Genomic DNA, 20,708 nt, shown 5'->3' on the forward strand with positions numbered 1-20,708 from the left:
TCGACCAGCTTACATCGTGGCTCCGCCTGACGTACATTCGCTGAGTGCCCCGGCGATTGCCTTTTTCGCGCAACGATCCTAAACACGATCATTACGCTCGTCGGCTCTACAGTGGGCTTGCTGGTTGGAAATGCACGGTCGGGTAACGTCTGCGGCATGGCGTTTCGCCGTCTTGCTTGCGTCCTTTCTGTGTTGTTGATCGTACCGGCGGCGGCCTTCGGGCAACTGCCCGGCGTAGGCGGCGGCGAAGAGCGGGATCAGAGCGCCCCTGACCACCTCGCCAACCCGCAAGCGACGATGGCGACGTTCCTCGTCGCCATGGGTGACGATAATATCAGCCGAGCGCTAGAGACGATGGACCTCAGCGGGCTCGGAGTCACACGCGGCCAAGAGGGCGAGCAACTCGCCTTCCGGCTCTTGGAGGTGATGAACAAGACTGAACTCATCGACATCGATGCAATCCCCGACGCCTCAGGCGGGGCCCCATACACTTGGCACGATTTCGGTGCAAACGGCTCGATCGTCATTGCGAAGCAGCCGGACGGCGCCTGGCGGTTCACATCCGCGTCGGTCGCGAGCATCAACGACATCTGGCAATCGGTCAAGGATCTGGACGTCATCGACGGCCTCTCGGAGATCGACCTCTTTCTGACCGACAAGCCGACGTGGTTGAAACACAAGTTCCCGGCTGGCTGGCCGGAGAGGCATATCCTGGGAGCAGGCCTCTGGCAGATCGTCTCTGGCCTGATCCTCATCGCTGTCGCCTTTCTCGCCGGCGCGATCATCAGGTTGATCACCCGGTGGCTCGTGCGCTCGTCGCTCCAAGTCAAAGAGGACATTGCCGACAAGAAGAAAATCGGCTCGCTAGGGCGCGGCATCAGCTTGGTCGCCAACGTCGCGCTGATCGGGATCGGCCTGCCGTTCCTCGACCTTCCGCCGTTCATGCTGACCCCGATCCTCTTCGCCCTCAAGATCGCCAACGCTATCGGATGGCTGTGGGTGTTCTACATCGTCTGGGACATCTTCGTGGCAGTCGTCGCGAGCCGTGCGGGCGAAAAGGCGAGGGCGGCTAAGAAAGTCATCGTTCCGATCGCCAGCAAGTTCGGGCGGTTCTTCATCTTCATCGGCGTCGTCGTGTTCTTCGTCTCGCAGCTCGGTTACAACGTCGGCGCGCTGATGGCTGGGCTCGGCATCGGCGGCCTGGTGTTCGCTCTTGCGGCGAAGGACAGCGTCGAGAACCTGTTCGGCTCCATTACAATCTTGATGGAGATGCCGTTCGGGGTGGGCGACTGGGTGAAGATCGGCGACATCGACGGCGACGTCGAGTCGATCAACCTGCGAAGCACCCGGATCAGGACGTTCCAAGACTCGCTCATCACGCTCCCGAACAGCCGCATGATCACGTCGCACGTCGAGAACTTCGGGATGCGCCGCAGGCGCCGGATCAAGACGACGCTCGGGCTCTCGTACAGTACAACGCCCGAGAAATTAGGCGAGTTCTGTGAGCGCGTCCGACAGATGCTGCTCGATGACGATCGCATCTGGAACGACAAGCGGTACGTCTATGTCAAGGACTTCGGAGAGAGCACAATCAACATCATGCTGTACTGCTTCATCATCGCCGAGACGTGGCAGCTGGAGCTCGAGTACCGCGACGAAATCTTGCGCGAGGTATTGGTGATCGCGAAAGAGACGGGCGTCGAGTTCGCCTTCCCGACTCGCAGGATCGTCTTCGCCAGCGGGAGCGACGATGCGTCCAAGCTGCGCTGAGACGCGCTGCTCTGTTACGGGCGACGAGTGACGCGTGTCGCCTCTCGCCAGTCGCTGGCGCACGGCCTGCCCTTCGGGCCAGACCGTGGCACCCGTCACCGGAGGAGGCGAACGGCGCGAAAGCCCGAGAGCACAAGGCGCGAAGATTCTTGAGGTACCGCGAGCCGCCGTTAGGCGCGTTCGCCTGGTCGACTTTCCGACCATTAGGCGACAGCGCAGCGAGCGACGGCGCAGCGGGCGACAGCGAAGAGGGCGACGCCCCAAGGAATCACGCCACAATAGGCGCATGATCCACGCGCGCCCTCTGTTCACTGTCGCCGCAATCGCCCTTGCATCGTTCGCCCTGACCCAAGACCGGCTCGCCGGGATGATCGACATCTCGGACCGGACGGCCAAGAAGTCCGAGATCCAAAAGGCGATGAAGATCGTCCGCCCACAGGCGCGGTGGATCGATGGCGCCACCGTGGCGGTGCAGCTCGATGGCGATTGGTACTCGGTCGATGCACGAACCGGTGCGAAGACCAAGCTGGAGGAGGCCCCTGAGCGCACCCGTCCGCAGCGCAGCGACCACCCGAACAGCAAGCGCAGCCGCCCGGCGCGCGGCAGGCAGTACACCGAAGAGTTCAGCCCCGACGGCTCGATGCGAGCGTTCTACGAGGGCGGCAACCTCTACGTCGAGAAAGCCGACGGGACCAACCGCAAAGCCGTGACGACCGAGGGCGACCTCAGCAAGAGGATCAAGTTCGGCAGCGCGAGCTGGGTCTACGGCGAAGAACTCGGCCAGCGCGACGCGATGGGCTGGTCGCCCGACGGCAAGATGGTGTGGTACTACAGGTTCGACGACAGCATGGTGCAGGACTACTACATCGCCATGGCTCAAACGAAGATCCAGACCACGCTCGACACCGAGGCGTACCCGAAGGCGGGCACCGCCAACCCGGAGTGCGAGCTCTACATCTACCACGTCGATGGCGGTGGGAGTCAGCTGATCGACGTTCGAGCTGGCGAGTTCAGCGAGGATGTCGGACACTACGTCTACGCTATCACGTGGTCTCCAGACAGGACGGAGCTGCTGTTCCATCGCACAAACCGTTGGCAGAACGTCATGGAGTTCTGCGCCGCAAACCCCGAAACCGGCGCAGTGCGCGTGATCGTGCGCGAAGAGTGGCCGAACGGCTGGACCGACAACCGACCGCAGCGCCAGTACCTCGACCAGCACGCCGACATCGAGAAGGCAACGCAGTACCGGGGCAAGATGATCTGGCGCAGCTCGCGCACGGGCTTCCGAAACTTCTATCTGGTGGACATGGACAGCGGCGAGACGACTGCGATCACCAACAACGAGCTGGACGCAACGACGATCCTGCGCGTCGACCTCGTCAAGGGCGAGATGTTCTACATGGCCGCGGGGCCGTTCAACCCTTACAAGATGCAGCTGCACCGGGCACAGTTGGACGGCTCGCTCGATGAAATGCTGACAAACCCGAACTACCACCACTCGGTCAGCCTCTCGCCCAACGGAAGTTCGTTCGTAGACACGTGGGAGACGGTTGGCACGCCGCCTACCACGACTCTACGCATGGTCAGCGGAGGAGACGGCCACACGATTTCCAAGAGCGACATCCGCGGCGCTGTCGAGCTAGGCTTCCGACCGATGGAGCGCGTGATCTTCCTAGCGGCCGACGGTTTGACCCACTGCTACGGCACGCTCCAGTTCCCCGCCGACTTCGACCCTAGCAGAAAGTACCCAGTGATCGTGAACATCTACGCAGGCCCGGAGAGCAGCGGGCACAACGAGCGGTTCGCCTCGTTCGACCGCAAGACCGACTACGGCTTCATAGTCGCGCGGTTCGCCGTCCGGGGCAACAGCGGGCGGGGCAAGAAGTTCATGGACGCGGCGTACCAAAAGCTCGGAGTGACCGAGATCGACGACCACGCGGAGGCGGTGAAGGCGATCGGCGAGCTGCCTTATGTGGACGCATCTCGCATCGGCATTACCGGCACGTCGTACGGCGGGTATTCGTCGACCATGTGCCTGCTCCGCTACCCTGAACTGTTCCACGCGGCGGTCGCCTCGAGCTCCGTCACCAAGTGGGACCACTACGACACGATCTACACCGAGCGGTACATGCGAACGCCGCAAGCGAACCCGGAAGGATATAAGGCGGGCTCCGCGATGACCTACGCCAAGGATCTCAAGGGCTGGCTCCTGCTGTTCTACGGCACGAGCGACAACAACGTCCACCAGGCGAACAGTTACGAGCTGATCCAGGCGCTGCAACGCGCGGGCAAGTACTTCGAGGTGCAGGTCGGCCCCGACCGAGGGCACTCCGGCATCAACTTCAACCGCTCGATGGAGTTCTTCGTCGAGCGGCTGCTGATCACCGGGCCGCGCGGGTGATGGAAGTCATCGACCTGGCCGAGAAGTTCGCCAAGTTCTCCGAACATTGGAGGCCGAAGCTGGTCGCGGAGCTGAACGGCCAGGAGGTCAAGCTCGCAAAGTTCCAGGGACCGTTCGTGTGGCACAAGCATGACGACGCTGACGAGATGTTCCTCGTCTGGCGCGGTTCGATGTCCGTTGAGTTTCGGGATCGGGTCGTTCCATTGAAGGAGGGCCAGATGATCGTCGTCCCGCGCGGCGTCGAGCACCGCCCCGTCGCCAATTCAGAAGTCGAGGTCCTGCTGTTCGAGCCTGCTGGAGTCAGGAACACAGGCGACGTGGAAGACGACGAAAAGACGGCGCCGAAGGTTGAGCGGATTTGAGTCGCATGATCCTCCTTTGCAGCCGGACACGGACAAACCCTCCGGGCCTGACCGTGGCGGACTTGGTGGCCAAGATGGAGGGCGTTGCTCCGTCAACGCCATTAAGGACCGAAGGGACGTCTTCCGCCGTCACCACTAAAGACTCATGCCTGCCCCGCACGGCCATCGGGACAACCATGCCACGCGTCGTCCGTCATCCTGAGCGGATCGAAGGATTGGCAGAACAGGGTCAGTAATCCCCCACCGTCATCCTGAGCGGATCGAAGGATTGGCAGAACAGGGTCAGTAATCCCCCACCGTCATCCTGAGCGGATCGAAGGAGCGCGGTGGGGGATTACGTATTCTTCCACGAGTTCGCTGGCAAGCCACCGTCCCAAACCCGCCGTCTTTGCCTTCGTCAAGCCCAGGACAGGCTCGCTCAAGATGACGAACTTGGTTTGTCCTCGTCCTCGCGTTCTCGCTCGTTGTAAGGCAGCGCCAGCCCCGGCAAGTCCTCAATCCGCCCTTCGATCAGGGCGATTTTCTTCTCTCGCCGCCAACCCTTTACTCTCTTCTCGAAACTGATCGCCTGGTCCATATCTGGGAAGTTGGAGCTCCAGACTAGCTGGCACGGTCCGTTCCTCTTCGTGAACCCTTCAATTACTCCGTGCTCGTGTTCTGACAGCCTGTATTCGAGATCGGAGGTGACTCCGATGTAGAACTTGCCCGTTCGGCACTCTAGGATGTAGACGGCAGGGTACTTCACCTTGGTGGGAACTCTACCTCTGTGCGACCGCCCCAGACCCGCGCTCCTTCGATCCGCTCAGGATGACGGGTCTGGGGCTGGCTCCGTGCTCAGTCGATCCGCTCAGGATGACGGGCCTGGGGCTGGCTCCGTGCTCAGTCGATCCGCTCAGGATGACGGGCCTGGGGCTGGCTCCGTGCTCAGTCGATCCGCTCAGGATGACGGGCCTGGGGCTAACTCGGTGAAACTTCGGAGACGCGCACCAGAATGGCTGCCTCGGGACTCCCCATGGAGGGCGAACGGCGCGATAGCCCGTGAGCCGCCGAAGCGGGGTCAGTTTTCAGTCGCTGCGACTCTCTTTCGCAATGCAACCAAGGCCTGCTGGATCGTGCGGGCTCGGATCGCATCGCGTTGACCCGGGAAGACGTTCTTTTCGACGGTTGTTCCGCCCGCCTCAGCGACTCCGATGTACACGAGGCCCACCGGCTTCTCTTCGCTCCCACCGCCCGGACCTGCGATGCCTGTGATGCTCACGCCCCAGTCCGCGCCGGTCCGCTCGCGCACGCCCTCGGCCATTTCGCAAGCGGCCTGCGAACTCACAGCTCCGTGGGTCTCAAGGGTCTCAGCAGACACACCGAGCATCTCGCTCTTCGTCTCGTTCGAGTAGCTGATGACGCCGCCGAGGAACGCGGCAGACGAACCCGCGACCGAGGTGATCTGTGCGCCGAGACCGCCGCCGGTGCAGCTCTCTGCGACAGCCAAAGTCTCCCCCCTCTCTCGGAGCATCGCGAGTACGACCTCCTGCAAGGGGCGCTCATCGACAGAGAAAACTGCGTCGCCCAAGCGATTGCGGATCTCTTCTTCGACCGGAGCGATCATCGCCTCCGCCTCTTCGACCGTAGCTGCGCGCGCAGACACACGAAGGTGAACCTCGCCGACCTTCGCATACGGCGCAACCGTCGGGTTATCCATCTTCATCAGCTCAAAGATCTTGCTCTCGATCATGCTCTCGCCCATACCCGCGACGCGCAGCACGCGGGAGTGGATCACGCCCTCGCTGACGCTCCGCAAGAACTCCGAGACGGGCCCTTCGAGCATCGGCATGAACTCCGCACGCGGCCCCGGCATTGCGATCAAGGTCTTCCCGTCCACCCGGCAAAGGAGCCCAGGCGCGGTGCCGTTCGGGTTGTCAAGAACTGTCGCAGAAGAGGGCCGGTACGCCTGGTTCCTCATGCTCGGCACAAACTGCACGCCACGAGCGCTGAGCCTCTCGCGAATCCCCTGCTCGATCGAATCGTCGTAAACCAGCTTGTCCCCCAGCGCCTCGACGATCCCATCGCGGGTGAGGTCATCCTGAGTTGGACCGAGCCCGCCGATGGTGAACACGATGTCAGATCGCGACAGCGCGAGCCGCAACGCATCAGCCAGGCGCCCAAGGTTGTCGCCCACCGTCTGCCGGTGAGTATGAAAAACGCCGAACTTCGCAAGCACCTTGCCAAGTTCGGCGCTGTTCGTATCGACGATCTGCCCGAGGAGGATCTCAGTCCCGACCACGACGATCTCGGCGTTCATGCCGAGATTGTGACCCAGAGGCCTGCGCTGCTGTCGATCGTCTACCTATGCGGCGTGTAATGCGGAGGCTCGTACTGCGCCAGGGAGCCGTCCGGCATCATCATGTAAACGGGCTTGTGGGAATGGCAATCACCGCAGCCGCACGCCAGTGGAGGCGTGTAGCGGTGCGGGGCGTAGTAGCGCGGGTTGTAGCGAGGCTGATACGCCCCTCTTCGAACGCGGATGATGGTGAACGGGCTGGTCCACGACTGGTAGCTGAACCCAAAGCTGTAGCCCGATCTTCGCGGTTGCTGAATCACAAAGTTGATGTCGAAAAAGCCAGCCGTCGACTGGTACACCGACTCGACCCACACGCCGAAACCGCCAGATCGCTGAGTGCCCATGTGGATCGCGACGAGGTACTCGTTCCTCCAGTCAAAACCGCCCGGCACATGGGTGCGTCGCGCCGGATGGATCCCGTTCGCCTGGCGCCAGTAGTACTCCCACTCGCGCTGAGAACCGATAAAGCGCGTCATCTGCTGAGTTATCCTGCAGTTCTGGCCTGTGTAAACCGTCTGCCACGGAATCCGCTGCTGCTGCACGCCGAAACTGATGTTGACGTCGCCGTTGACGTTGCCGCTGATGTTGACGTACTGAGCTGAACCGACTGCCGCGACGCCCAGCGCTGCTAGAGTGAAATACCACCGCATGATGTTGATGCTCCTACCTGGTTCGACGCCTTGCGCCAGTTGGGATTACTGGAATCTCTCGCTTTTCTTTGGACTGGTGCCGGGGGAGGGATTCGAACCCTCACGAGTTTAACCTCAATGGTGTTTGAGACCACCGCGTCTACCATTCCGCCACCCCGGCAACCCCCACCAGACTTTACCAGGTGACCCGGCGGTGCTAATGAACCCGCTCGACCGTCGCGCGCTTCAGGAGATCGTCCACGATCGGCTTCCTGGCGATCTCGACTCCGGAGGTCATCGCGGTCGCCGCCCCTGCTGCCAGGCCGGTTCGCAGCGCGTCTGGCAGGTCCAGTCCCTGTTCCAGCGCGTGCAAGAAACCTGCGACCAACGAGTCGCCGCTCCCGATCGAGCTGACCGCCTCGACTTCGATCTTCTTGCCGATGAACGTCCCTGAACCGGCGGCCATGACCGCGCCGTCGGCGCCCAAGGAGACGATGCAAATCCCGTCGTCCTCCAAGTACTGCATCAACTGCTCCGCAGCAAAGATCGCGTCGTCGATGCTCTCGACCTTTCGGTTGAGCAGACGACCGGCCTCCTTCGCGTTGGGCTTGATCAGGTGCGGCTTCGCCTCCAGGCCTCTGCGCATCACCTCTCCGTCTGCGTCGAGCGCCAACTTTGCTCCCGCGCTCTTGGCGATGATGCCGATCAGCTTGTGGGCGTCGACCGGCAAGCCCTGCGGAAGCGAACCGCCCAGCGTTACCCAGGCAGCCTTCTCGCACTGCCTCCTAATCGTGGTCAGAAGCTCCTCCCACTGTTCGGGCTCGATCGCCGGGCCCATCGCGTTGAACGTAGTCGGCGGACTGTCGCTGCCGTCCTCGATGTTGTAGTTGGTGCGAGTGTCTTTGCGTATGTGCACGAAGTCTCGCTCGACGCCCTGCTCATCGAGCACCTGAAGAACCGTGGCGCCTGGCGCCCCACCGATAAACCCCGTCGTCACAGCGTGGGTCCCCAACTCGGCCAGCACCCGGGCGAGGTTCGTCCCCTTCCCGCCGGCGTCGGTCTCCAGCCGCAGCACCCTGTTCGTGTCAAACGGCTTCAGACCGTCCACGTGCAGCGTTTGGTCTACGCACGGATTGAGCGTTACGGTGAGAATCACTGCGCCATGACCTCTACTAGCTTCAGCTTATCAGTGTCGATCGTCTTTTTCATGGCAGCGACGTAGCCCAGCGGGTGCGAGACCAGGTTTTTCCCATCGACGCCGACCATCTCTCCCGTAACGCCCGCCAACAGCTTCTCGACTGCAAAAGAGCCTAGCCGCAAGGCTAGCACGCGGTCGAACGCCGTCGGGCGCCCGCCGCGCTGCACGTGTCCGAGCACACTGTATCGGGCCTCGAACCCCGTCCGACGCTGAAAGAACGCCTGGACGTCGGCTGCCTTGGCGGCCCCTTCAGCGACCACCACGATCGAACTGCGCTTGCCCTTCTTCCGCATCGCCATCAGGTTTTCGGATATGTCAACAAGCGAGTATCTCACTTCTGGGATCAAGCACGCCTCCGCGCCGCTGGCCAGCGCGACCTCGATGGCGATGAAGCCGTTCGCTCGCCCCATCACCTCGATCACGAACACGCGCTCGTGCGAGTAAGCGGTGTCGCGGATCTTGTCGATCGCCTCGAGCGCGGTGTTGACGGCGGTGTCAAAGCCGACTGAAAAATCGGTGCCTGCGATGTCGTTGTCGATCGAAGCCGGGACGCCTATCGTCGGGAAATCGAACTCGTCGAAAATATGGCCGGCGCCCACCATAGAGCCGTCGCCGCCGATGATCACGATCCCCTGCGCGCCGCTTTCCCGAAGAGCGCCCATTGCTTTCGAGCGTCCCTCGGGCTCTCGAAACTCCATGGACCGGGCAGTTCGCAGGATCGTCCCGCCTTGGCTGATGATGCCCCCGACCGATTTCGAATTCAGCTCAACGGATTCGCTGCCGATCAGACCCCGGTATCCGCTCAGGAATCCGACGACCTCGACTCCTCGGCTGATGGCCGTTCGGACGACGGCTCGAACAGCAGCGTTCATACCGGGCGCGTCGCCACCGCTCGTGATCACAGCGATGCGCTCGAGTTGGGGTTGTTGGTCCATAGCAGGATCAGGGCCGGTCATGAGAAAGCGCACAGCGCTCCGCAGACCATTCTAACCTCGCCTGAATCATACCGACCGAAAGCGACAAACCGCCCGGTTAGTTCACTACGCGATTGGTGGCGTACTCCGCACTCTTCTGAACCCAATCGACGAACGTTTCGTAGTTGTCGAGGATGTTCTGCGGCATGCGAACGTACTCTTTCATCGGCTCTGAATCGGGGCTGGCCCGCAGTAGCTCGGCACCATCGAATCCCAATGCGGTCTCGCGATCGGTTGGGGACAGCTTCAGGCCGATGTCATCACCGACTAGATAGGCGAACATCCGCTCTCCCGAGTAGATCGCCATGCCGTCAAACATACGTCGAGCGCGCACGTCCATGCCCTCGGCGGCTTTCATCATCTGCTCATAGCGTATTGGTCGATAAACCATAATTACCCTCATAAAGTTGGGCCTGACCGTCAGCAGACCCCGCCAAATAAGTACAAAATACCGTCCTATGATACCCGAACCTAGGGGTGGCCGCACGGGTGGCTCGGCGTCCCGCCGAAAGGTAAGGTGAACCGATGGCCCAGAAGCGCCTCGTGATCATCGACGGGTACAGCCTGCTGTTCCGGGCATTTTACGGAACTCGGTACCTCAGCACCAGCTCTGGCAGGCCGACGAACGCCCTATTTGGGTTCATCAACATGCTGTTCGCGTTCTTCCAGTCGATCGAGCCAGACGCGGTCGTCGTCGCGCTCGACGCCCCTGGAAAGACGTTTCGGCACGCGGAATACCCGGAGTACAAAGGAACGCGCCGGGAGACCCCTCCTGAGCTGATCGAGCAGCTCGAAGCTTCCCGTGAGCTGATTTCGGCGTTCAAGCTGCCGGTGCTCGAACTGACGGGGTACGAGGCGGACGACATCATCGGCACGATCTCGAAGCTGGCAGAGGAGAACGGGTACGAAACGACCATCGTCACGGGCGACCTCGACGCCCTGCAGCTCGTCGACGACGCCGTAAGCGTGCTGACCCCGCAGAGCTTCGGAAAGCCACCAAGGACATACAAGCCTGAAGACGTCCACGAGCGGTACGGCTTTGGACCCGAGCACGTCGTCGACTACAAAGCGATGGCCGGCGACAGCAGCGACAACATCCCGGGAGTCCCGGGAGTCGGCGACAAGACGGCAACACTGCTGATCAAGCGGTTCGGCTCTATCGAGCAAATCCTGGAGAACCTAGAGGAGATGGAGCCCAAGTACAGGAGAAAGATCGAGCCGAACGAGGAGGTTATGAAACTGTCCAAGTGGCTGGCGACCATCGACAGGAACGTTCCGATCGAGTACGACTTTGAGCCGTACAAGCTCGACGGCGAAGACCTCGAAGACATCCGCAAAATGCTTCTGTCGCTCGAGTTCAAGACACAAGCGAAGCGCTTCGAAGGCGTACTGTCGGCGTACATCGAAGGCGATGCCACAGGGCGGAAGGCTGAGGTCGTCCAGGAGTCGATCGAGGTGCGCTTCGATGAGACTCCAGCCTCCTACGAGGAGCTGCAAGGCTGGGTCGGCAAACGGAACTTCGGGCTCTATCTGCACCACGAGGAAACGGATCAGGGGTCTATGTTCGAGGAGGACGGCGACGAGTTCGCGTACCTGGAGATCGACCGGGAGGTCCGTCGCACGGCAAGGCGGGATGCGGTGCGGATTCTTGCGGACCACTCCGGACAGGTCACCGGCCACGACCTGAAGCCGCTCTTCAACTTGGCCGGTCGGTCGCTGCAAGCGCCCCAGTTCGACACGATGCTAGCCGGTTACGTGCTTCAGTCAGATCGCTCGGGCTACGACCTCTCCGACCTGTTCTCCGGATACCTCGACGAAGATCCGCCGGCGAAGCCACAGGTTCGGGCAGCTGCCCTCGCCATGCTCGCCGACGAGATGCGCGCGAAGCTCGAAAAGGAGGGTCAGACTGCGGTTCTGAACGACATCGAGCTCCCGCTGTGTCCGATTCTCTCGGACATGGAGCTAGAGGGCATCTGCCTGGACAGCGACGTGCTGAGCGAGTTCTCGAAGGAGCTTGCCGTTAAAGTCGAGGGCATCCAGGCCAAGATTTACGAGTTGGCGGGCGAGGAGTTCAACGTCGGCTCACCGAAGCAGATCGGTGAGATTCTCTTTGGCAAAATGGAAATTCCTGGCGGAAAGAAGACCAAGACCGGCTGGGCGACAGGCGCAGAGATCCTGGAAGACCTAGCCGACAGCCACGAAATCGCAGGTGAGATTCTGAACTATCGCGAGGTGGCCAAGCTCAAGAGCACCTACGCGGACGCGCTGTCCAAACTGATTGGCGACGACGGCCGCGTGCATACGACGTTCAATCAAGCCGTCGCCGCGACCGGACGGCTTAGCAGCAACGATCCAAACCTGCAGAACATCCCGGTTCGCACGGATCTTGGGCGGCGCATACGCGAAGCGTTCGTAGCCCCGAAGGGCAGAGAGCTGCTCTCCTTCGATTACTCGCAGGTCGAACTCCGAATCCTCGCTCACATGTGCGGCGACTCCGCGCTCGTCGAGGCGTTCAAGAACGACGAGGACATTCACCGCACGTCGGCTGCGCTGATGTTCCACGTCCAGCCAGAGGATGTTACTCGCGAGCAGCGCGGCCAGGCCAAGCTTCTCAACTTTGCTGTGCTGTACGGCGTCACGGACCACGGCCTCGCCCGCCAGCTCGGCAAAGGGTTTTCGCGGGGGGATGCGCGCGAGCTCATCGACCAGTACAGCAAGAGGTTTTCAGCGGTCAAGGAGTTCACGGACTCGATCGTCGCAGGCGCGCGGAAGACCGGTTTCACAACGACTCTGTTCGGACGAAGGCGCCACTTCGCCGAGATCCACTCGCTGAACTTCAACCGGCGCAGCTACTCTGAGCGGCAGGCGATGAACGCTCCGATTCAGGGCACGGCGGCGGACATGATCAAGCTTGCGATGATCAGGATTCGACCGTTGCTGGAGTCGGGGGAGACGCAAATGCTGTTGCAGGTACACGACGAACTGGTGTTCGAGGTGCCGAAGGGCGACGGCTCGATGATCGAACCGATCCGATCGGCGATGGTAGAGGCTCTTCCGCTGTCAGTTCCGGTCAGGGTGGACGCCAAACGCGGGCCGAACTGGTTGCAGCTGAAGCCGATATAGGCTCATCCGCGAACGGGCGTGACGTGAACGCCGACCAGTTTGACAGGCTCCCTGCTGAGCGGTATCACCCGCACGTAGCGCGACCTGACGCTGGTCGCCGTGTACCGTAGCCTCACGCGCCCGCCCTCGTCGCGCCGCAAGGTTGCGGCTACCGTCAGCCCGTTCGTCTCTACGGCCCATACGGCGGCAGAGCCCGGAGACTGCGCGGTCTTGTACGTCTCGATCCGAAACTCGGCCCACGGGTCACCGTCGAAGACCAGGGAGATTTCGCCCAAGAGACGGTCCCGCCCGAGGTCGATTTCAATCCAATACCCGTCCTCTAGCTCTTCGAGCTCAAGTGCCGTGGCCGCGTTCCCATCGACGAGCGCATTGAGCTGCGCCGGGAAGCGCCCTGCCGAGTCGGTGACAATGCGATTCAAGGCGAGGTCCTTGCTGTAGTCGAGCGCCCCCGAAGGAAGCTGGATGCGGTACTCGATGAGAGCGATGGCCTTATTCCCGCGCGCGTACTCGTCGATGAGCGCCCAAACCGGCAGCCAACGAGACTTCGTGACACCGTTCGCAGAAAACCGCAACAGCATCCAGGAATTTGAACCATCCGCCTCTATGTCTCCAAACGGGTTGGCTCTCGTTTCCGACGGCTTCGGCGACAGGAACACGGAACCGGTCGCGTTCGTTGCGCCGACGAACGTCGGGTCGTTCTGCAAAACGCCTCGGCGCGTCTGATAAGCGGAGACCTCCGCGCTCGGAATCACGATACCGTCCGGGCCGTAAACACGGATCATCACGCTCGACGAAACCTGGTCCGTCGGCACTGTCCTGCCTTGCAACTTGCCGAGATTCGCGTTCAAGATTCTGACTTCGGTCTTGCTCAGAAGCTGCCGTACTGGCAACTCGCCGCTAGCTCCGTACCGGCTCGGGCCGGTTGGGTCGGGCAATGCAAAGCCTTGCAGCCAGTAACCGTCGTCGCGCGTATCCCAGACAGCCCCAGATGCCTCCAACTGAAACGGGCTCGGAACGGTCTCACCCGCGAAGGAGTACGGTACGCCCTCGAACGGCTTAGAAAACATCGACGGCAGCTGGGTCATCGCCGCAATGATCGCTCTAGCAACGGCGGGGGTTGACGTGTCAGCGCGGCCGATCGCGCCGGCACTCGCTTGCTGAGTAGAGACCAGCCTCACCCTTTCCAAACACCCCGTTTGCGCAGCGGCGCCTTTGCTCTGCGGGAAGACCACTTCGTTCAGCCAGCGGACTGCGGCCTGAGTGGCTACGGACGACTCCGGCATAACGTAGATCGGCAGCGCGTTCATGTGTACGACCAGCGAGTTGTCGACAGGGTTCGAGTCCTGCTTGTCGGTTTTTGCCGCAAACCTGATCGGCAGCGCACTGTGATCGGCGTGATTAGACTGCCAACGGAGTTGGATTTCAAAATCGGAAGCTTCCCCCGGCTGGATCGTCGCGCTCTGCGATTGCCGGCCAACTTCTTGATCCATGAAGTACCAAGCTGGCGATACGGTGGCCGGGACTTTTCCGTTGTTGACTACCCGAGCTATCCACGTCAATTCAGCGCCGTCCGCAGGCCATGCCTTACCGTCGAAACCGCGCGGCTCGACGTAACTGACGGCGATATCTACCTCGCCCGCCGGTGCATCGCCGTACACGACCGTCAGTTTCGGCGCCAAACGCCGCGTTTCCGAGCTCCAAAAGTTCGCGGCACCGTCGAGCTCGATCCGTAGACCGAAGCTGTGTGCCGGGTCGGAGATCATCTCCTGCACGGCTGCCTCTATCCCGCCGATCAACAGGTGGCTGTCGTTCGACTGCGCAAACGCTCCTTCGATGTCACGCGCGTCGGTCTGCGAGCCCGCGCCGGCGTCGTCCCATCGAACTCGGTCGGCTTGCGCCGACCGCCACGTGGCCTCTCCTTCCTTCGCCTTGGAGTTCGGCTGGTAGTCCACCTGGTAGCCGCCGCCTTCGCCCCACGGGTGCCTGATGATCGACACCCGTTTGAGCCGTACATCAGCCGTCTGAACGAACGTCAAGCTCACCGTTGCGCTTGCGACGCCCAAGCGCCCGGAGACGTTCAACTCTGGAAATCGCAGCAGGATGACGCGTCCATTCCCCGCCAGCAGCGTCGGATCTCGACCGAAGTTGCCGTCCGGCCGCTGCCGGTCGATGAACGTATCCACGGCGAACGTGTGGTCAACTCCGCTCTGCGCGATCAACGCCACCGCGACTAGCGCGAAAGTCATTCTGCCAGTTTAGCCGCTCTGCAACGTCGCAACGTAGTGCAGTCGGTCGCTCCTTTCTCTAGCTGGGTTCAACGTGTAACTGTCGAACACACTCACGTCGAAAAACCCGGCTTCTCTCAAGTACGCGCGCAACTCGTCGTCGGAGTACGCGCGTTGAACATGATCCACGCTGATGGCGTCCTCGCCATCCCAGAACTTCATGTGGATTTGGATCAAGCGAGATTCCGGATCGTACGCCCCCTTCCAACTGTACTTCGGCTCCGTCTGCTTTCTGAGATCCTCTTGATCGAACATGCGCTTCTCAAACGCGTAAGCGGTGTTGACGTCGAAGATGAAGGAACCGCCCGGCTCAAGGTGTTCGGCAACCCGCTTGATCGCGCGCCGCAGCTGCTCGTGTTCGGTGATGTAGTTCAGGCTGTCGAAGAACGAGTACGCCGCGTCGAACTTCCTTCCCAGGTCTAGACTCGCCGCATCAGCCACAACGTAATCAACGTTGAACCCTGAAGCAGCGATCTTCCGTTTGGCTTCGCGGATCATCGGCTCGCTCACGTCGAACCCGGTGACCGCAAATCCGTCTGCGGCCAGCTTCTCCGCCAACGTTCCTGTGCCGCAGCAAACGTCAAGGAACGACTGTGGCTGCAGCTCGTGCTTCGCCAGCAGCAGTCGGTAGTAACTCAGCCACGAGATGTACGGCACGTTCGACATCAGGCGATCGTAGAGCGGTGCGAGCGCGTCGAAGCTAGAGTTCATTCGCCAGTCTCCTGAATCTTAGCTTTGGCCCCACGCAAAATCAATCGACCTCAAGAACCGCGACGGCCACGGCGTGGCTGCGCTCGTGGGAGATCGAGACGTGGAATCTGCCGCCAGACACGATCGCTTCCAGTCCAGCGAAGTGCACGATCGGTTCGCCGCGCTCGCCTGTCAGCACCTCGACTTCGTGCCACCTGATGCGTTTCGGAAGGCACTTGGCCACGGCCTCCTTGCAAGCCCACCGACCGGCGACGGCTTTCGGGGAGTTCAGGAACTTCCGCTCCCGCTCGGTGAAAATGCGCTCGACGAAGCGTGGCTTGCGCATCGCTCGCTCAATGCGACCGATTTCGACTATATCGACGCCGACGGCCCTGATCATGAGTCTTGATTCGACTCCTGCAGCAGCACGGCCAGATCGACGATTCGCACCTGCCCGTCTGTCTGCTGTTGAACCTCTGGCTCCAGCATGATGCGGCAGAACGGACACGCGACTGCGATCTGCTCAGCGCCGGTCTGCAGAAGCTCCCGAACCCGCTTGGAGCTTGGGCGTTTTTCCTGGCCCTCGTCCATCCACATGCGGCCTCCGCCCGCTCCGCAGCACCTAGTCTTGACGCCGAAGTGCTCTGGCTCGACCAGCGACCTTGGACCGTCAGACTGCTTCTCCAGAGCGTGCACGATCGCCGACTTGTCCGTGTTGAAGTGAGTCTCGTCGCCGAAGATCGCTCGCGGCGCGTCTACTTGGCCGTTGACCCGCGCCAAGTAGCACGGATCGTGCAGCGTCGTCTGACCGTCCGGTGAGTTCACAGGCGAAAGATCGCCGCGCTCGACCAACTCCGCGAGAATCTCAGAGTGATGGAACACTTCTACTCGCGCCATGAAATCCGGGTACTCGTTGCGCAGCGTGTTCAAGCAGTGTGGGCATGCCGTGACGATCTTCGTCACGGCGTACTTCTCAAAGAACGTCTTGTTCTTCGAGACCTGCTCCTGAAACACGAACTCATCGCCGGTGCGCCTGGCCGGATCGCCGGTACACGACTCCTCCTTGCCGAGGCAGGCGAAGCTGACTCCGGCGCGCTGGAGCAACTCGACTACCGCGCGAGTCGTCTTGATCGCGCCTGGATCGGTAGCGCCCGCACAGCCGACCCAGAACAGGTACTCGAACGGCTTGCCGTCCCTGCAAAGCGGCACGTCGAGCCCCTTCATCCACCCCTCTCGCGTCGAGGTGTCCTGGCCCCACGCATGGCCTGCGCTCGCGACCTGACGCAGCATGACCCCCGCTGATCCGGCCAGCGCGCCCTCTGCGACCAAGTGACGCCGAGCATCGACGATCATCTCGACGTGCGGTATGTGCGCCGGGCAGACCTCCTCGCACGCGTAACACGTCGTGCAGTCCCAAAGCGCCTCTGCGGACACGGCGTCCGCGATCGGCTCACCGTTCACCGCAGCCCTGTGAATGTCCGCAACGACCTGCTTGGGATCCAGTATTTTGCCGACGGCATGAGCTGGACACACCTCCGTACACCGGCCGCAGGACATGCAAGCGTCGATCGAAAGGAGATGCCACTGGGAGTAGTCAGACGCGACCGCCGCGCCAACTTTCCCAGTCGCCTCGACCTGTTCCACCGTTACAGGTTCGAGCCGGCCCGGCGTTTTGTCGCTCATGCGAGCCGTCGCCATCGTCACCGTGACCATGTGCCGCAATCGCATATCGGGCAGGCGGATAAAGAACGCCCAAACCCAGGCCATGTGGAACCACCAGATCGCCACATAGCCAATCGGTTTCAGCGTAGGCATCAGGAAGGAGAGCCCGTACCCCACGACCGAAAAGGCGTCCGCAGGCTGCGGGGCTGTGGCTATGCGAGCGGCTTCCACCAAGAAGCCGGTCACGCCGAGCATCAATAGGATAACAAGCCCCTCCCAGTCTTGCCGCTCGAAGCTGAGCACACTGTTCAACGGTCCGTCCTTGCTCAAGATTTTGAGCCGCCGCGAAATCGCCCAGACGACGCCGACCACGAACGCAAGCCCGAGCAGGTCGAACGTCGTCTCAAAGATCAAGAAGTACAGCCCTTCGTGAAAGTTGGCGACGCCGATAAGAGGTGCGTACGTTGCGATAGCCAACAGCGTCGTCGCGAGAAGCAATGCCAGGAACCCCCAGAACATCAAGAGGTGCATCGGAGCGCCGCTCTTCGGCCTGCTGCCCTGGACCTTCTTCTGCCCGATGACGTGCTTCAGTACGTTCGCGAGCCAGTCCTTGCCGGCTGGCGACTCTGCTCCTTGCTTCCAAAACGAGGACTGGCGCCAGAACCGGTAGACGCAGATCGCCAAGCTGCCGAAAGTCAGAATGTAAAAGAGCGGCTTGACCCACGGCCACGGCATGTGCAGGAATTCGTCGCGAGTCGGCTCCACGAGGGATCAGTGTACGGTACGCCGCGACGGATTGCTACCGCAAGTGCGCGGTCCCAGGCATGCTGGGCTCTAGAGACGCAGCGTGCTCGACGACCGGCGCAACCTTGATGTCGTTCGCCGAAGCGAGCCAGTCGCAGAACCTGGCGTGCTGCTCGACGTCCACCGTTCTCCGGCCAACTCCGAGCCCTTCGAATGAGAACACGGCCCAGCATTCGCGGGTGCGAGCTGCCATGGCGTACTCCGTCATCTCTTCTGCACTCATGCCGTCGCACGGAATGCACCTGATCTGCTGCCGATTGACAGCGCCCGGCTCGTTGAAACCGGCCACGCCCGATCGCGCGACCGAGTAGCTCCGACTGATGGCGGGCGCATAACCTTCGTGACCTGGCACCGGCTGGCCCCACGGGTAGCCAAAGCTGTGCTCGGCTTGCCCAGGAAAAGCCTCTTCGATCAACTCCTTGGCCTCCTGGACCTCCTCTGCAAGCGAGCCGACGAACCACGACGAGATCGAGCCGTCGGTCGCCGCAATCGAATGCAGGCATCCGTTCCCTACCTCGTGCCCTGCGGCGCTCGCCGCCTGCCAGTCGGAAATGGACTCTAGCATCAGCGCCGGCTCGACGTAGAACGTCGCGCGGAGCCCACGACTGCTCAAATGCCGCATCACAACGTCCGTGTGACACGGGAGAGAGCCGTCGTAGCTCAGCGAAATCAAGCCCCTGGAGTCCATGACCACCGTTCCTGTTACAAGTAACAGGGTACGACAGTTCTCTTGAAAACGTGTGGAAAACTTCAGTTACCGCCGACCTTGCGGCTTGAACTCATAGAACCCAGCGATGCCTTGTGAGTCCAGCATCCGCAACGTGCCGTCTTCCTCGATCTGAAATCTCCACTCAGTTTCAAACACTTCGAGCATCCCGGCCATCGCCTCTTCGCTGAGTTCCTCGTCCTGCTCGATCTGTAGCTTCGTCTCGCCCATGACGAGCATTGGCTCCAACCTGGCTACCCTGTCGCGCACTGACCACCGCCCCTCGACCGCCAGCCCCCCGTGCTTCATCTCAAAGCTCATATCAGCGGCCAACGACAAGCTGGCTAGGCCAGCGACCTCAGTAATCGAGGGTGGCAGTAACGGCTCCTGGGCGCCCTCGGCGACAACGCGCACGCCGTCGTACGAGCCGACGAAGGCGACGGCCTCGCCCTCGTCGGCGGGTGAACTCGCTGGCCGTGACGAACCGCACCCGACCAGGGCGAGACAAGCAACGGCGACGGTTAGTAAAGTCGATCGCATTTGACCTAAGAGACGGACCGATAGAGTTTGGCAGTTCGCGGGCCTGGATCGCCTGAATTCGCTTAGGTACTCGGAGAATCTCGGAACCGCACAAGTTAAAATGGGCTCATGCCACAGTCGTACGAGCGTGTGTTCAACTTCTCAGCCGGACCAGGTGTCTTACCTGTCGAGGTGATGGAGCAGGCCCGCGACGACATGCTCAACTGGCAGGGCTCCGGCATGGGCGTGATGGAGATGAGCCACCGGGGAAAGTGGTTTCGCGGGATCGCCGAGCGGGCAGAGTCGGACCTTCGAGAGCTAATGTCGATTCCGGCGGGCTATCGCATCCTCTTCTTGCAGGGGGGAGCGAGCCAACAGTTCTCGCTCGTGCCGATGAACCTGATGCGCGGGGGCGAGACCGCGACGTACGCGGTGACGGGCGCGTGGGGGAAGAAGGCGGTCTCGGCGGCAAAGATGGTTGCAGACGTCAGCACGGCGTTCGACGGCGCGGAGACCAAGTACGACCGCACGCCGGACCTCGCAAGCCTCGATCGACCGACGAACGAATCGTATTTTCACCTGACGCTGAACGAGACGATTCAGGGGGTCGACTACCTCAGCGATCCTGAAATCGAAGGGACCGTCGTGTGCGACATGTCGTCGAACATCATCAGCCGCAAGATGGACGTGTCCAAGTACGACCTCATCTACGCAGGCGCGCAGAAGAACTGCGGCCCCGCCGGGGTCACGATCGTGATCCTGAAAGACGAGCTGCTGGAGCGGATGAACACCGACCTGCCGCCTATGTTCAGCTACCGCGAGCAGGTCGAAAGCGGATACATGCACAACACGCCGCCCTGCTGGGCGATCTACATCTGCGGCCTCGTATACCGCCACTGGCTCGACCACGGGGGGATCGAGGCTGTCGAGAAGAGGAATGAAACGAAGGCGTCGGTGCTGTACTCGGCGATCGACGGCTCGGACGGCTTCTATCGGGGCCACGCGGTCAAGCAGTCGCGCTCTCGAATGAACGTTCCTTTTGTGCTGACCGATGCTGACCTAACGGATGGATTCCTCGCCGAAGCGGCCGACCACGGGTTTGTCGAGATGAAAGGGCACCGCTCGGTCGGCGGCTGCCGAGCCAGCATCTACAACGCGTTTCCGCCTGAGGGCGTCGATGCGCTGACCGCGTTCATGGCTGATTTTCGGCAGCGACACGGCTAGGCCGCCTTGACACGCCCTCAAAGAAT

17 protein-coding genes and 1 tRNA gene are annotated in these 20,708 nt (G+C 61.6%); 5 read left to right on the top strand and 13 right to left on the bottom strand.

Going from position 1 to position 20,708, the window contains the following annotated elements:
• The first annotated feature begins 156 nt into the window (after nt 1–156).
• From IH944_10755 to IH944_10765, 3 genes are all read left to right on the top strand, one after another.
• Nucleotides 157–1,770, top strand: coding sequence for a mechanosensitive ion channel (locus IH944_10755; GenBank protein ID MCH7905029.1), 1,614 nt, complete (start codon nt 157–159; stop codon nt 1,768–1,770).
• A gap of 286 nt (nt 1,771–2,056) precedes the next feature.
• Nucleotides 2,057–4,171, top strand: coding sequence for a DPP IV N-terminal domain-containing protein (locus IH944_10760; protein ID MCH7905030.1), 2,115 nt, complete (start codon nt 2,057–2,059; stop codon nt 4,169–4,171).
• Nucleotides 4,171–4,533 (top strand): cupin domain-containing protein, encoded by a 363-nt coding sequence (locus tag IH944_10765; protein MCH7905031.1) that lies wholly within the window; start codon nt 4,171–4,173, stop codon nt 4,531–4,533. The genes IH944_10760 and IH944_10765 overlap by 1 nt, the downstream gene beginning before the upstream one ends.
• A 418-nt stretch (nt 4,534–4,951) precedes the next feature.
• On the opposite strand, the gene IH944_10770 is transcribed toward IH944_10765, so the two are convergent.
• The 7 genes from IH944_10770 to IH944_10800 all read right to left on the bottom strand — a co-directional run bounded on the left by IH944_10770 (nt 4,952) and on the right by IH944_10800 (nt 10,030).
• The gene (locus IH944_10770; GenBank protein MCH7905032.1) at nt 4,952–5,278 is read right to left on the bottom strand and encodes a GIY-YIG nuclease family protein; all 327 of its coding nucleotides are present in this window, start codon (nt 5,276–5,278) and stop codon (nt 4,952–4,954) included.
• A 312-nt stretch (nt 5,279–5,590) separates the two neighbouring features.
• A complete protein-coding gene (locus tag IH944_10775) occupies nt 5,591–6,829 on the bottom strand; it encodes a competence/damage-inducible protein A (GenBank protein ID MCH7905033.1) in 1,239 nt (412 codons plus the stop codon).
• Between the two features lie 41 nt (nt 6,830–6,870).
• On the bottom strand, nt 6,871–7,518 hold the full coding sequence (locus IH944_10780) for a hypothetical protein (protein ID MCH7905034.1): 648 nt from the start codon (nt 7,516–7,518) through the stop codon (nt 6,871–6,873).
• A 74-nt stretch (nt 7,519–7,592) separates the two neighbouring features.
• Nucleotides 7,593–7,678: transfer RNA gene (locus IH944_10785), tRNA-Leu, on the bottom strand.
• A gap of 36 nt (nt 7,679–7,714) precedes the next feature.
• Nucleotides 7,715–8,653 carry a 1-phosphofructokinase gene (pfkB, locus tag IH944_10790; protein MCH7905035.1) on the bottom strand — a complete coding sequence of 313 codons (939 nt, stop codon included), beginning with the start codon at nt 8,651–8,653 and terminating at the stop codon, nt 7,715–7,717.
• A complete protein-coding gene (gene pfkA, locus IH944_10795) occupies nt 8,650–9,630 on the bottom strand; it encodes a 6-phosphofructokinase (protein MCH7905036.1) in 981 nt (326 codons plus the stop codon). The genes pfkB and pfkA overlap by 4 nt, the downstream gene beginning before the upstream one ends.
• A gap of 97 nt (nt 9,631–9,727) precedes the next feature.
• Entirely contained in the window at nt 9,728–10,030 is a 303-nt protein-coding gene (locus IH944_10800; GenBank protein ID MCH7905037.1) for a TfoX/Sxy family protein, read from the bottom strand.
• Between the two features lie 164 nt (nt 10,031–10,194).
• Between IH944_10800 and polA the strand changes: the two genes are divergently transcribed.
• Nucleotides 10,195–12,792 carry a DNA polymerase I gene (polA, locus tag IH944_10805; protein MCH7905038.1) on the top strand — a complete coding sequence of 866 codons (2,598 nt, stop codon included), beginning with the start codon at nt 10,195–10,197 and terminating at the stop codon, nt 12,790–12,792.
• A gap of 2 nt (nt 12,793–12,794) precedes the next feature.
• Here polA and IH944_10810 read toward each other — a convergent pair whose 3' ends face one another.
• The 6 genes from IH944_10810 to IH944_10835 form a co-directional block, all read right to left on the bottom strand.
• A complete protein-coding gene (locus IH944_10810; protein ID MCH7905039.1) occupies nt 12,795–15,038 on the bottom strand; it encodes a hypothetical protein in 2,244 nt (747 codons plus the stop codon).
• 9 nt (nt 15,039–15,047) lie between these two features.
• Nucleotides 15,048–15,788: a methyltransferase domain-containing protein gene (locus IH944_10815; protein ID MCH7905040.1), complete on the bottom strand. Its 741-nt coding sequence runs from the start codon at nt 15,786–15,788 to the stop codon at nt 15,048–15,050.
• A 40-nt stretch (nt 15,789–15,828) separates the two neighbouring features.
• Nucleotides 15,829–16,167: a holo-ACP synthase gene (acpS, locus tag IH944_10820; GenBank protein MCH7905041.1), complete on the bottom strand. Its 339-nt coding sequence runs from the start codon at nt 16,165–16,167 to the stop codon at nt 15,829–15,831.
• Nucleotides 16,164–18,194, bottom strand: a complete 2,031-nt coding sequence (locus IH944_10825; GenBank protein MCH7905042.1) for a (Fe-S)-binding protein — start codon at nt 18,192–18,194, stop codon at nt 16,164–16,166. Before IH944_10825 ends, acpS begins: the two co-directional genes overlap by 4 nt.
• 34 nt (nt 18,195–18,228) lie before the next feature.
• Nucleotides 18,229–18,921, bottom strand: coding sequence for a hypothetical protein (locus IH944_10830; GenBank protein ID MCH7905043.1), 693 nt, complete (start codon nt 18,919–18,921; stop codon nt 18,229–18,231).
• Between the two features lie 66 nt (nt 18,922–18,987).
• Entirely contained in the window at nt 18,988–19,479 is a 492-nt protein-coding gene (locus tag IH944_10835) for a hypothetical protein (GenBank protein ID MCH7905044.1), read from the bottom strand.
• Between the two features lie 108 nt (nt 19,480–19,587).
• Between IH944_10835 and serC the strand changes: the two genes are divergently transcribed.
• Nucleotides 19,588–20,682: a 3-phosphoserine/phosphohydroxythreonine transaminase gene (gene serC / locus IH944_10840; protein ID MCH7905045.1), complete on the top strand. Its 1,095-nt coding sequence runs from the start codon at nt 19,588–19,590 to the stop codon at nt 20,680–20,682.
• Nucleotides 20,683–20,708 lie beyond the last annotated feature (26 nt).

The organism is Armatimonadota bacterium, from assembly GCA_022563855.1.
Classification (GTDB): domain Bacteria; phylum Armatimonadota; class Fimbriimonadia; order Fimbriimonadales; family Fimbriimonadaceae; genus JADFMN01.

Coding starts and splice junctions, on each gene's coding strand:
- IH944_10760 (MCH7905030.1), top strand. CDS start 2,057: ATGATCCACGCGCGCCCTCTGTTCACTGTCGCCGCAATCGCCCTTGCA.
- IH944_10775 (MCH7905033.1), bottom strand. CDS start 6,829: ATGAACGCCGAGATCGTCGTGGTCGGGACTGAGATCCTCCTCGGGCAG.
- IH944_10800 (MCH7905037.1), bottom strand. CDS start 10,030: ATGATGAAAGCCGCCGAGGGCATGGACGTGCGCGCTCGACGTATGTTT.
- IH944_10780 (MCH7905034.1), bottom strand. CDS start 7,518: ATGCGGTGGTATTTCACTCTAGCAGCGCTGGGCGTCGCGGCAGTCGGT.
- IH944_10815 (MCH7905040.1), bottom strand. CDS start 15,788: ATGAACTCTAGCTTCGACGCGCTCGCACCGCTCTACGATCGCCTGATG.
- IH944_10755 (MCH7905029.1), top strand. CDS start 157: ATGGCGTTTCGCCGTCTTGCTTGCGTCCTTTCTGTGTTGTTGATCGTA.
- polA (MCH7905038.1), top strand. CDS start 10,195: ATGGCCCAGAAGCGCCTCGTGATCATCGACGGGTACAGCCTGCTGTTC.
- acpS (MCH7905041.1), bottom strand. CDS start 16,167: ATGATCAGGGCCGTCGGCGTCGATATAGTCGAAATCGGTCGCATTGAG.
- IH944_10830 (MCH7905043.1), bottom strand. CDS start 18,921: ATGGACTCCAGGGGCTTGATTTCGCTGAGCTACGACGGCTCTCTCCCG.
- IH944_10810 (MCH7905039.1), bottom strand. CDS start 15,038: ATGACTTTCGCGCTAGTCGCGGTGGCGTTGATCGCGCAGAGCGGAGTT.
- serC (MCH7905045.1), top strand. CDS start 19,588: ATGCCACAGTCGTACGAGCGTGTGTTCAACTTCTCAGCCGGACCAGGT.
- IH944_10765 (MCH7905031.1), top strand. CDS start 4,171: ATGGAAGTCATCGACCTGGCCGAGAAGTTCGCCAAGTTCTCCGAACAT.
- pfkA (MCH7905036.1), bottom strand. CDS start 9,630: ATGGACCAACAACCCCAACTCGAGCGCATCGCTGTGATCACGAGCGGT.
- IH944_10835 (MCH7905044.1), bottom strand. CDS start 19,479: ATGCGATCGACTTTACTAACCGTCGCCGTTGCTTGTCTCGCCCTGGTC.